We start from the raw sequence: 11,992 nt of genomic DNA on the forward strand, positions 1-11,992 counted from the left end.
AGAGAAGTGGAGGCTGCATGTTATGGAAACCGAAAGATTTATTACGGTAGGAAATGAAAATGATTTTCTGTCACAGCTCGGAAGGGTGGTCCATCTCGGAGACCGGGAGATTGCCGTCTTCCGGACTTCGGATCATCAATGGTTTGCGCTGGACAATCAAAGCCCGCATCCCAAAGGAGGGCCACTCTCGGAAGCCATCGTATCCGGGCACTACATCTACGATCCGTTATACGATTGGAAGATCGAGCTTTCAACCGGGCTCGTACAGGCTCCGGATCAAGGCCAGGTTCGTGTATACCCGATTCGCACCGTGGACGGGAAGGTTGAGGTGGCTGTTTAAGGCCAGATCTCGCATATTAAACAGACGAAATCAAGGGGTGGTATCCCATGTTTAAAACGGATGTGGAAGCCGTTGTTAATGCCGCCGTCGGGAAAAAGGAGCAGATGAATCATAATCTGCTGCGCTATATGGTATCGGCTATGCTGGCCGGCGCGTATGTCGGCATTGGAATTGTATTGATCTTTAAGTTGGGGGCGCCGCTCGCGGCTGCCGGTTCGCCCTTCCAATCCCTCGTCATGGGAGCGGCATTCGGGATCGCGCTCACGTTGGTGGTGTTCGCAGGATCAGAGCTGTTTACCGGGAATCATATGTTTTTTACGATAAGCACATTATCCGGTCGAACGACAATGGGGGATACGCTGAAGAACTGGGTGCTCGTGTTTATCGGCAATCTGGCCGGAGCGATTCTGCTCAGCTATCTGGTGTATGCTTCCGGCCTGTTCAAAGGCCTGCCGCCGGACCATCTCATCTTCACGGCTGCCGCCAAGAAAATGAATGATCCGTTTATGGAGCTGTTCTTCCGAGGCATCTTGTGTAACTGGCTTGTCTGTCTGGCCTTGTGGATGGGGATTCGGGCCAAAGGAGAAACGACCAAGCTGATCTTAATATGGTGGTGTCTGTTTGCCTTCATTGCGACAGGGTACGAGCATAGTGTAGCCAATATGACACTTCTGACGCTCGCGACGATATTGCCGGGGCATCCCGAGACCATTTCCATCGGCGGTTGGATCAGCAACATGGTGCCGGTCACGCTGGGGAACATTCTTGGCGGCGGATTGTTTGTGGGGATGGCGTATTGGTTTATCTCGTCGGGAAAAGGGAGCAAGCAAAAGAAGGTTGCATAGTAGGCATCATAGAAAAGGGGCTGCTCATAAAGTGGGTTTACTCACTTGATATACAGCCGAAAAGAAGCGGTCGACCAAACGGTTGACCGCTTCTTTCATTTGTCTAGTTAAAGTGAGGGATCTGCACGGAACGTCTCCTAACAAAAAAAGAGGGATCCCGTCGGGCACATACATAAAAAGCCGTCCCTTCAGTTCAATGACTGAACAGGACAGCTATATGAATCTTGTCTTCCAATCCTTACCGATGTTCCACCAGGTCAATCGCACCAAGCACAATATGAGCCAGTCCGAAGCCGAGAATACCGGTTGCGGCAAGTTTATACTTGCTGCCAAGCAGAGCGGCACCCGAAGCAGAAACCACAGTTCCAAGAACAGCAGGAATCAAACCTTCACGCATGCTGAGCACTCCCTTTATTTTGGTTTGGAAAGACAAGGTTATTGTAAGCAGATGACTGTATATTATGCACTGAAGGGAGGCCGATTAAATCCGGCAGATTTCGTTCGGACACAACTCGCAATGGCAGATTTCCTGCAGCATCGGAAGATCTTTAATGACAATCATCCCGCCGGCATATTCGATAGCATCTTTTTTGCGCAGGTCACTCAGCATCCGGTTCACGCTTTCGCGGGTTGCGCCAATCATGTTCGATAGATCGGTGTGGGTAATCTTCTTGTTGATGAGAATAGTATCATCCGCTTGATGCTGCCCGTAGGTGTTGCTCAGCCGGATGAGTGTCGATGTTAAAGCGCCGGGCTTGCCGTACATCATGAGATCCCGAAATTTGGTCTGGGTGATGCGGTGGTGAATGCCCATCCACTTCATAAAATCAATGGCGAAGTCGCAGTGCTGACAGATCAGCAGCTCCAGATCCTTGTGCTCGATGACACCGACAACACTATCCTCAAGCACCTCTGCCGAGAAACTGTGATTGTTGCTGAAGAATGGATCGGCTTGCCCGACCATGTCTCCCGGATGGTACATATATAGAATCAGTTCTTTGCCTTCATCGGTCGATTTGGTTAATTTGATTCTTCCTTGTTTAACGTAGTACAGCTTGTCGGCGAAATCGCCTTCCCAGAACAAATGGGATCCTTCAGGGAGTACCCTTTCCTTCATGCTGACCAGCAGACGGTTGCGGTTTTGCTCCGAGAAGCACTGCGTGTTCCCTAAGTTTTCGATTTCCATTACATGGTCTACAGTATTCATGTTGGTATCCCCTAACATCCTAAAATTTGATCTGTTTAATCTTTAAATACATTATAACGTGAAAACATTCACTTTTGGGGGAGAATAAGAGGGAAATCGTGGCGAATTTTCAAACTTTGTGATCTCTTTCACTTGAAAGGAGGGGGAGACAGGTGTAAATCACACAGAAAAGATAAATACTTATATTGTGAAATAATTCACATGAAATTAAAAACAGCTGTGTTACGATCAAAGCGTAGAAAGAAACATGAATCATGGGAGGATGAGAGATATGGCTGTGAGCAAAGGAACGGTGGAAGTAAAAGGACAAACAGCGTCGGAGTACATTCAGGGGCTGATTGACAAGGCGAATCGGGCCAAAGAAAAGTTTATGGAATTGAATCAGGAGCAAGTCGACGGGATTGTACAGGCCATGGCCATGGCAGGTCTTGAGAAGCACATGCAGCTGGCGAAAATGGCGGTTGAGGAAACCGGACGCGGCGTGTACGAAGACAAGATCATCAAAAACCTGTTTGCCACGGAGTATATCCACAACAGCATTAAATACGACAAAACCGTGGGTATCATTGAAGACAACGCCTATGACAGCTTTCAAAAAATAGCAGAACCGATCGGGATTATCATGGGGATAACACCGGTAACCAATCCGACCTCCACGACGATATTCAAGGCACTGATCTCCATTAAAACAAGAAACCCGATCATCTTCGGATTCCATCCATCCGCGCAGGCCTGCAGCAAGGAAGCCGCACGGATACTGCGGGATGCTGCCGTGAAGCAAGGTGCTCCTGCCGATTGCATCCAGTGGATCGAAGCTCCTTCCATGGATAAAACCAATGCGCTGATGAATCATCCTGACGTTGCCTGCATTCTGGCTACAGGCGGTTCGGCGATGGTCAAAGCGGCATACAGCTGCGGCAAGCCTGCCCTGGGCGTTGGACCAGGAAACGTGCCTTGCTTTATTGAGAAGAGCGCGGATTTGGATCAGGCAGTGAACGATTTGATTTTGTCCAAAACCTTTGATAACGGCATGATCTGCGCTTCCGAGCAGGCTGTCATTATCGAGGAGCCTATATATCATACAGTGAAGAAAAAAATGATTGCCAGCGGCTGTTATTTTGTCAACAAGGAAGAGCTGGCGAAACTGACTGCGCATGCGATGGTATCGGATAAATGTGCGGTAAATCCTACTATCGTCGGACAGCCGGCAACTAAGATAGCCGAGGCTTGCGGATTCGAGGTACCGGAAAGCACCAAGATCCTGGTCGCCGAGCTGGAGGGAGTCGGACCTGCCTACCCGTTGTCTGCCGAGAAGCTTAGCCCGGTGCTGGCCTGCTATAAAGTGAAAGATGCGGAAGAGGGCATCACGCGCGCTGAAGAGATGGTTGCTTTTGGCGGCATGGGCCACTCGTCGGTAATCCATTCGCACAATGAGGACATCATCATGAAATTCTCGGATCGGATGAAAACCTGCCGTATCCTGGTGAATCAGCCATCTTCGCAAGGCGGTATCGGCGATATCTACAACACGAATCTGCCATCGCTGACGCTGGGCTGCGGTTCGTATGGACGTAATTCCACTTCGTCGAACGTGACGGCTGTCAATTTAATCAACGTGAAAAGGGTGAACCGCAGAACCGTGAATATGCAGTGGTTTAAAGTGCCGGACAAAATTTACTTTGAAAAAGCTTCGACGCAGTATCTTGCGAAAATGCCGGAAATCACCCGTGTCGCTATCGTTACCGACCCCATGATGGTGAAGCTGGGTTATGTGGAGCGGGTAGAGCACTATCTGCGTCAGCGCAGAGTGCCGGTAGCCATCGAAGTCTTCTCGGAGGTTGAGCCGGATCCTTCGACAACGACCGTAGAACGCGGAACGGAAATGCTTGCAAGATTCCAGCCGGACTGCATCATCGCCCTCGGCGGCGGATCGCCAATGGATGCAGCGAAAGCCATGTGGCTGTTCTATGAATATCCGGATACGGATTTTAACAATCTGAAGCAAAAATTCATGGATATCCGCAAGCGGGTCTATAAATATCCGAAGCTAGGACGGAAAGCGAAGTTCGTTGCCATTCCAACAACGTCGGGAACGGGCTCGGAAGTAACTTCGTTTGCCGTCATCACGGACAAAGGGCTGGGGAATACCAAGTACCCGCTGGCTGATTATGAGCTGACACCGGATGTGGCGATTATCGATCCGGAATTCGTTTACACGCTGCCTAAAACGGCGGTAGCCGATACCGGCATGGACGTTCTGACACATGCAATTGAAGCCTACGTATCGGTGATGGCCAGCGATTATACGGATGGGCTTGCCATCAAGGCCATACAGCTGGTGTTCCAGTATCTTGAGCAGTCGGCGCTTACCGGCGACAAACTTGCCCGCGAAAAAATGCATAATGCTTCGACGCTTGCCGGCATGGCTTTTGCGAATGCGTTCCTTGGCATCAACCACAGTCTTGCGCATAAGTGGGGCGGACAGTATCATACGGCACACGGACGCACCAATGCGATCCTGATGCCTCACGTCATCCGTTACAACGCGAAGAAGCCAACGAAATTCGCTGCATGGCCTAAATACACCCACTTTGTGGCTGATGAGAGATATGCTGAAATCGCGCGGATTCTCGGACTGCCGGCAAGAACGACGGAAGAGGGCGTAAACAGTCTGATTGGCGCAATCCGGGAGCTGAACAGCAAGCTCGGGATCGAGGAATCGTTCCAGCAGCTTGGCATCGACCCTAAAGATTTCGAGAAAAATGTTGAGCATTTGGCGGACCGGGCTTTTGAAGACCAGTGTACAACGAGCAATCCGAAGCTGCCGCTGGTAACGGAGCTCGCAGAAGTTTACCGCAACGCATTTTACGGCCGGTTCTAGACAAGATAGACTCTAAACGCTGATCGTGAAGATCCATGAAGATTTTGAGGTAAGGCATGCAAAACTAGACTCAGAGTGATAAAAGTCACGGGAAAAGATAAGTTTGTGATTATTATCACAGATGCAGGAGATCAACAGGACTACAATAAAGATGTAGAAGGAAGCTGAATCTCAGATCTTTGATATAGAAGCTTGAAGGCACAAGGCGGGGTAGTGGCACCATTGATCGTGAAAATAATCACATTAAAGATCTGAGATAGATCAAGGTGTGGCCCCGCCTGTCCTTGCAAGCCCCAGCAAATCTAGGAGGGATTCAATATGTCGGTGATTGAAAAAGAAGCAGGCTGGAAAGGTTTTAAATCAGGTAAATGGACCAAGCGGATTGACGTTAATGATTTTATTGCAGAGAACATTACTCCCTATTATGGCTCTGATGAATTTTTGGCTGGACCCACGGATAACACCAAAGCGCTGTGGGATATCGTATCGGATTTAACCAAGAAGGAAAGGGAGAATGGCGGGGTTCTGGATGTGGATGTCCATACACCATCAACCATCACCTCCCATCAACCCGGCTATTTGGATAAGGATAAGGAACAGATTGTCGGCGTTCAGACCGACGAGCCGTTCAAACGCTCCATCCAGCCTTTCGGCGGAATCCGGATGATGATTGATGCGTGCAACGCATACGGCTTTGAAATGCCGCAGGCGGTTGTGGACATCTTTAACGGCATACGCAAAACGCATAACCAAGGTGTGTTTGATGCCTATACTCCTGAGATGAGAGCAGCGCGCAAGGCCGGGATTATTACGGGTCTTCCCGATGCGTATGGCCGTGGACGTATCATCGGTGACTATCGCAGAGTATCGTTATACGGCGTGGACGCGCTGATCCAGGACAAATTGAGAGAACTCGCCGAGCTTGAAGTGGATGCGATGGATGAGCCGGTCATCCGTTTGCGGGAAGAATTGTCTGAACAAATGCGGGCGCTCAAGGAACTGAAGGAAATGGCGGCTATGCATGGTTATGACATTTCCAAACCTGCGAATACGGCGAAGGAAGCATTCCAGTGGCTGTATTTCGGTTACTTGGCCGCTATCAAGGAGCAGAATGGCGCTGCGATGTCTCTTGGCCGGGTATCCTCTTTCCTTGATATTTATATTCAACGGGATCTGGCTGAAGGCAAGCTGACGGAAGAAACAGCCCAGGAACTGGTCGACCATTTCGTAATGAAACTTCGGATCGTGAAATTCCTGCGTACACCGGATTATAACGAGCTGTTCAGCGGGGATCCGACGTGGGTAACGGAATCCATCGGCGGTATGTCGGTAAACGGTGAGACGAGAGTGACCAAGAACAGCTTCCGTTTCCTGCACACCCTGTACAATTTGGGACCTGCTCCGGAACCGAACTTAACGGTGCTATGGTCGGAGAAGCTGCCGGAAGCCTTCAAAAAATATTGTTCGAAAGTTTCGATCGAAACCAGCTCGATTCAATACGAGAACGATGATCTTATGCGCCCGATCTACGGAGACGATTACGGCATCGCCTGCTGCGTATCCGCAATGCGCATCGGAAAGCAGATGCAGTTCTTCGGAGCCAGAGCAAACCTCGCCAAAGCGCTGCTCTATGCGATTAACGGCGGTAGAGATGAGAAATCCGGCGCCCAGGTTGGACCGGAATATCCGGCCATCACCGCGGAAGTTCTGAGTTATGATGAAGTCATGAAGCGGTTCAAGCCGATGATGGAATGGCTTGCGAAGCTCTACATGAATACGCTCAATGTGATCCATTACATGCATGACAAATACAGCTATGAACGGATCGAGATGGCGCTTCACGACCGGGATATCCTGCGCACGATGGCATGCGGCATTGCAGGCCTGTCCGTAGCAGCGGATTCACTGAGCGCGATTAAATATGCGAAGGTGAAGCCGGTACGCAACGAGCAAGGGATTGCGGTGGATTTTGAAATCGAGGGCGAGTTCCCTTGCTATGGCAATAATGATGATCGAGTGGATAGCATCGCTGTTGAGCTGGTCGAGGCCTTCATGAGCATGATTCGCAAGCACAAGGCATACCGTGATGCCATGCCAACGCAATCGGTGCTCACGATTACGTCGAACGTTGTATACGGCAAGAAGACAGGAACCACGCCGGATGGACGTAAGGCAGGCGAGCCGTTTGCGCCGGGCGCGAATCCAATGCACGGACGCGATAAGAAGGGAGCTCTCGCTTCGCTGACCTCCGTGGCCAAGCTGCCATACGAGGACAGTCTCGACGGCATCTCGAATACGTTCTCGATCGTACCGAAAGCTCTTGGCAAGGAAAGTGATATCCGTGTGAACAACCTGGTTGCGATGCTGGACGGTTACTTTGGCAGCAAAGCGCACCATCTGAACGTCAACGTATTTGACCGGGAGCAGCTGATGGATGCGATGGAGCATCCGGAGAATTATCCGCAGTTGACGATCCGGGTATCCGGTTATGCGGTCAACTTCGTCAAACTGACGCGCGAACAGCAGCTTGACGTTATCAACCGTACGTTCCACGGATCGATGTAAGGATGGAAGACTACCATAGCGGATACGGAAAGGATGACGCACCATGCTAAAAGGTCATGTACACTCCATAGAAACGTTCGGAACGGTGGACGGTCCGGGTATCCGCTTTGTGCTCTTCATGCAGGGCTGCCTCTTGAAGTGTCAATACTGCCATAATCCGGATACCTGGGGACTGCATGAAGGACGCGAGATGACGGTAGATGACGTATTGGCAGAGATTGAGCCTTATCTGAGCTACTACCGTTCATCGGGCGGCGGGTTAACGGTCTCCGGCGGTGAGCCGACATTGCAGTATCCTTTTGTCACGGAGCTGTTCAAGGAAGTGAAGCGACGCTGGAATTTGCATACGACGCTGGACAGCAACGGCTATAATGAACCGGAGAAAATATCGGAATTGCTGGAGCATACCGACTTGGTGCTGCTGGATCTGAAGCATATCAACGACGAGAAGCATATCAAGCTCACCGGGAAGTCCAATGAACGGACGTTGAAGACCGCCCGCTGGCTGTCCGAACATGGTCGGAACATGTGGGTCCGGCACGTATATGTGCCGGGCATCCATGACAGCGAAGAAGACTTGATTGAGTTAGGTCAATTTATTCGGACGCTGCACGGCGTCGAGAAATTCGAAATTTTGCCATATCATCAGATGGGCGTGTATAAATGGAAGGAACTCGGCATGGCTTATCCATTAGAGGGCGTTCCTTCGCCATCCGAAGAGGAAGTGGCACGCGCTTACCGGTTGATTGGCGAAATACCCGAGAATATAGAGACTGTCTAGTAATGATTTCAGCTGCATAATACTAAACATAATATGTTATGATTAATGACAATAACCTTTCCTATTAATGGAAGGGTTATTGTTTTTTGTAGAGGATTTTATCCCTTGGATAGAAAAATGTCGACCTATCGAAATATGCAATCGCTTTCTATAATGAAGATGTAAGGAAAGTGCCTATCAAATATACAAACACTTCGGGAGGGTCAAGACAATGAAGAAAAAGGGTCTGGCATTATTAATGTCGCTTCTGTTCGTCTCATCCACGCTTTTGTCTGCGTGCGGCGGCGGTGACAAGGCAGCAGAGAAGCCGTCAGGTGGTTCGGAAGGAACGGTAAGCAATGAGCCGTTTGAAATCACCATCCGCCATACGCAAGTAGGTGAATCCAAGAAGTTCCGTCTCGCATTGCTGAACGATGTGGTCAGTAAGACCGAAGAGGCGGTGCCCGGACTGAAAATCAAGCTGGACGCTGTAGACTCTGAAGTGAACCGTAAAGAGAAGCTGAGAGGCGAGATGGCAGCCGGTAAGCCGCCGGAAGTGTTCGATGTGTTCGGCAGCCCCGATGCAGGCGTATATTCCAAAGAAGGCTTGATGCTCGATTTGACTCCGATTTTGGATGAGCTGGGCATTAAAGACAAATTTACGACGCTAGACCCGTTCACACATGATGGCAAGATCTACGGATTGCCGATTGGCGGTTCCATCGAAGGTATTTTCTATAACAAGGACTACTTCACGCAAAAAGGGCTGAGCGTTCCAAAAACATTGGCTGAATTAGAGCAAATTGCCGAAACCATCAAAGCCGACGGCAAGATTCCGTTCGCGCAATCCTCCAAGGATGCTTGGATTCCGCTCATGACCACGAATAACTTGTGGAGCTATTACGCGGGGCCAGAGGTTACTTACGGCTTTAAGACCGGAGAAACGAAATGGACGGATCCGAAAGTCGTTGAAGGTGTGAAGAAGCACCAAGAATGGGTTGAGAAAGGGTACTTCAAAAAAGGCGAGCTCGGATTCGAATATGCGGACATGAGAAACCAAATGATTACCGGCGAAGCCATCATGATGATGGACGGATCGTGGGCGAACTCCGTATTTAGAGATCCGGCTCAAGCGGGTGACATGGTAGGCAAGGTCGGATACTTCAACCTGCCTCCGGTTAATGAAGGCGACCCAGTCATAGTCATGCAGGACGCAAACAACGGATATGGATTCTCGGCAGCGGTTGCGGAAGATCCTCGTAAACTTCAGGCGGTTAAAGAGTTCATCAAAAATATGTGGACAGATGAAATGCAGCTTCGCGGACTGAAAGAAGACGGTGTACTGCCGGCGATGAAGATGGATCTGGCCACCATGAACTCCACTTCGGACGACCCGCTTATGCAAGACATTTTCAAAGGCGTAAGTGAGATCAACAAATCCTTCCCTGCCTTTGATGCACTTGTTCAAGCAGACGTGAACACCGCACTGAGCATGGGAATTCAGCAAGTCATCGGCGGCGAGCTTGATGCCGAGAAGATGCTCGAGAATGTGCAGGCAGCGCAAGAAGCGGCCAATGCTTCAGAGGAATAACTACAATCCTAGACGGAAGGGCACCACCCGCTGCGGTACATGGGGGTGCCCTTTCGCCTAAACAACATCAGACATAAATACGGAGGTTACCATGAACAAAGCGCTGAGAAATCCTCTGATTTACATCGTTTTTGTGCTGCCGGCATTCTTGCTGTTTCTGGCTTTTTTCATATACCCGATCTTTACTGCATTTGACAACAGCTTTACGAGCTGGAACGGCATCTCCAAAGATGTGAAGTATATTGGGTTCGATAACTATGTAACAGCCTTGAATGACGATGCTTTTTGGAAAGCTGTCAGGAACAACGTTTATTTCATTCTCTTTTCCTGTTTGATCCAGGTTCCGACGATCATTATCTTTTCCCTGTTAATCGCAAACGTGAAGCGTTTGAAGGGGCTTTATAAAACGGCGGTTTTCGCGCCGTCCATCATGTCGACGGCTGTCATCGGCATTTTATGGGGATTCATTTACAATCCGGACTTTGGTCTGATGAATGAGATTTTAGGGCTGGTTGGCATTGAACCCATCTATTGGTTATCGGATCGCAAATGGGCCATGATTGCCATCCTGATCACAAACGCGTGGCAATGGACCGGCTTTTACATCGTGATGGTGCTTGCCGCAATTTTATCCATACCGAAGGAGCTTGATGAGGCTGCGGCAATCGATGGAGCGACAGGCGTCCAAAGAGCAACCAAAATCACGCTTCCCTTAATTATGCCAATTATCTCTGTTGTGATCATGCTGTCGATCGCGGGAGCTATGAAAGCGGCGGACATTATTCTGGTTATGACCAAGGGTGGGCCGGCCGGCTCAACCGACGTTATGGCGACATATATGATTCGATATGCAATTACGAGCTTCAAGCATGGCTTTGGCAATTCGATCGCCGTGCTGATCTTCCTCTTTACGATTATTGTAACGGTGCTCTACCAGGTGCTGGTCGCAAGACGCAACGAAAGGATTGAATACTGATGAGAGCAATAAAGAAACTGATCCCGCACATTTTTCTGATGGCCTACTTGCTCGTCATACTATATCCATTCCTCTTCGTCCTGTTCTCTTCCGTGAAGGTGGATAACCAGTCCATTGCTACGAACCCATTTGGTTTGCCAAGCACGTTGGTATTTGATAACTATGTGAACGCATGGGTGAGCGCCAAAATTAGCACGTATTTCTGGAACAGCTTATACATCGGCGTGCTGTCAGCCTGCTTGTCGATTCTATTTGCGGCGATGCTGGCTTTTGCCGTGACGCGGATGAGATACAACCGGATCAGCGCGATTGTCTTTCAATGTATTTTGATAGGTATGCTGATTCCAAATAACTCTCTCATGCTGCCGATATATGGCATGATGAGGCAGTTGGATATTTTGAACACGCATATGGCCCTGATTCTGCCGTATGTTGCTAATGCCATCCCATTCTCGGTTATTATACTGGCTGCCTTCATGCGGTCGCTGCCCGGTGAAATCGAAGAAGCCGCGGTTATTGATGGATTGAGGTCCGGAGGGTTGTTTGCTAGAATTATCTTACCTCTGACCGTTCCGGCCATCGTTACCGTATTTATCATCAACTTCCTGGGTAACTGGAACGAATTCTTGCTTGCTAACTATTTCCTATCGAATGATGAACTGAGAACGCTGCCTGTCGGAATGGTCGGATTCAGGGACGCCTACAATATGAACTACGCACAGATGTCCGCGGGTATCGTATTCAGCGTGCTGCCGGTCCTTATCATTTATGCCGTGCTGCAAGAGAAGATCATTGAAGGCGTTACCGCAGGAAGCGTCAAGGGGTAA

Annotated in this window: 10 protein-coding genes; 8 read left to right on the plus strand and 2 right to left on the minus strand. The window is 49.6% G+C overall.

The window, feature by feature from the left end; genetic code table 11:
• Positions 1–22 precede the first annotated feature (22 nt).
• Positions 23–340, plus strand: coding sequence for a nitrite reductase small subunit NirD (gene nirD, locus MKX98_RS11020; RefSeq protein ID WP_339222976.1), 318 nt, complete (start codon positions 23–25; stop codon positions 338–340).
• Positions 341–387: 47 nt separating this feature from the next.
• The gene (locus tag MKX98_RS11025) at positions 388–1,185 is read left to right on the plus strand and encodes a formate/nitrite transporter family protein (RefSeq protein WP_071223815.1); all 798 of its coding nucleotides are present in this window, start codon (positions 388–390) and stop codon (positions 1,183–1,185) included.
• Positions 1,186–1,423: 238 nt separating this feature from the next.
• On the opposite strand, the gene MKX98_RS11030 is transcribed toward MKX98_RS11025, so the two are convergent.
• Both MKX98_RS11030 and MKX98_RS11035 read right to left on the minus strand, forming a co-directional pair.
• Positions 1,424–1,582, minus strand: a complete 159-nt coding sequence (locus MKX98_RS11030; RefSeq protein ID WP_071223816.1) for an asparagine synthase — start codon at positions 1,580–1,582, stop codon at positions 1,424–1,426.
• Between the two features lie 84 nt (positions 1,583–1,666).
• The gene (locus MKX98_RS11035; protein WP_113057034.1) at positions 1,667–2,392 is read right to left on the minus strand and encodes a Crp/Fnr family transcriptional regulator; all 726 of its coding nucleotides are present in this window, start codon (positions 2,390–2,392) and stop codon (positions 1,667–1,669) included.
• Between the two features lie 271 nt (positions 2,393–2,663).
• On the opposite strand from MKX98_RS11035, the gene adhE reads away from it, so the two are divergent.
• From adhE to MKX98_RS11065, 6 genes are all read left to right on the plus strand, one after another.
• Positions 2,664–5,273: a bifunctional acetaldehyde-CoA/alcohol dehydrogenase gene (adhE, locus tag MKX98_RS11040; protein ID WP_339222978.1), complete on the plus strand. Its 2,610-nt coding sequence runs from the start codon at positions 2,664–2,666 to the stop codon at positions 5,271–5,273.
• Positions 5,274–5,591: 318 nt separating this feature from the next.
• Positions 5,592–7,838, plus strand: coding sequence for a formate C-acetyltransferase (pflB, locus tag MKX98_RS11045; RefSeq protein WP_339222980.1), 2,247 nt, complete (start codon positions 5,592–5,594; stop codon positions 7,836–7,838).
• A 43-nt stretch (positions 7,839–7,881) separates the two neighbouring features.
• Positions 7,882–8,619, plus strand: coding sequence for a pyruvate formate-lyase-activating protein (gene pflA / locus MKX98_RS11050; RefSeq protein ID WP_339222982.1), 738 nt, complete (start codon positions 7,882–7,884; stop codon positions 8,617–8,619).
• A 211-nt stretch (positions 8,620–8,830) separates the two neighbouring features.
• Positions 8,831–10,189: an extracellular solute-binding protein gene (locus tag MKX98_RS11055; RefSeq protein ID WP_071223821.1), complete on the plus strand. Its 1,359-nt coding sequence runs from the start codon at positions 8,831–8,833 to the stop codon at positions 10,187–10,189.
• A 91-nt stretch (positions 10,190–10,280) separates the two neighbouring features.
• A complete protein-coding gene (locus tag MKX98_RS11060) occupies positions 10,281–11,165 on the plus strand; it encodes a sugar ABC transporter permease (RefSeq protein WP_194541849.1) in 885 nt (294 codons plus the stop codon).
• Positions 11,165–11,992 carry a carbohydrate ABC transporter permease gene (locus MKX98_RS11065; RefSeq protein WP_071223823.1) on the plus strand — a complete coding sequence of 276 codons (828 nt, stop codon included), beginning with the start codon at positions 11,165–11,167 and terminating at the stop codon, positions 11,990–11,992. The genes MKX98_RS11060 and MKX98_RS11065 overlap by 1 nt, the downstream gene beginning before the upstream one ends.

It is taken from the genome of Paenibacillus sp. FSL W7-1332 (assembly GCF_037969785.1).
Lineage (GTDB): Bacteria > Bacillota > Bacilli > Paenibacillales > Paenibacillaceae > Paenibacillus_AQ.

Coding starts and splice junctions, on each gene's coding strand:
- nirD (WP_339222976.1), top strand. CDS start 23: ATGGAAACCGAAAGATTTATTACGGTAGGAAATGAAAATGATTTTCTG.
- MKX98_RS11025 (WP_071223815.1), top strand. CDS start 388: ATGTTTAAAACGGATGTGGAAGCCGTTGTTAATGCCGCCGTCGGGAAA.
- MKX98_RS11030 (WP_071223816.1), bottom strand. CDS start 1,582: ATGCGTGAAGGTTTGATTCCTGCTGTTCTTGGAACTGTGGTTTCTGCT.
- MKX98_RS11035 (WP_113057034.1), bottom strand. CDS start 2,392: ATGAATACTGTAGACCATGTAATGGAAATCGAAAACTTAGGGAACACG.
- adhE (WP_339222978.1), top strand. CDS start 2,664: ATGGCTGTGAGCAAAGGAACGGTGGAAGTAAAAGGACAAACAGCGTCG.
- pflB (WP_339222980.1), top strand. CDS start 5,592: ATGTCGGTGATTGAAAAAGAAGCAGGCTGGAAAGGTTTTAAATCAGGT.
- pflA (WP_339222982.1), top strand. CDS start 7,882: ATGCTAAAAGGTCATGTACACTCCATAGAAACGTTCGGAACGGTGGAC.
- MKX98_RS11055 (WP_071223821.1), top strand. CDS start 8,831: ATGAAGAAAAAGGGTCTGGCATTATTAATGTCGCTTCTGTTCGTCTCA.
- MKX98_RS11060 (WP_194541849.1), top strand. CDS start 10,281: ATGAACAAAGCGCTGAGAAATCCTCTGATTTACATCGTTTTTGTGCTG.
- MKX98_RS11065 (WP_071223823.1), top strand. CDS start 11,165: ATGAGAGCAATAAAGAAACTGATCCCGCACATTTTTCTGATGGCCTAC.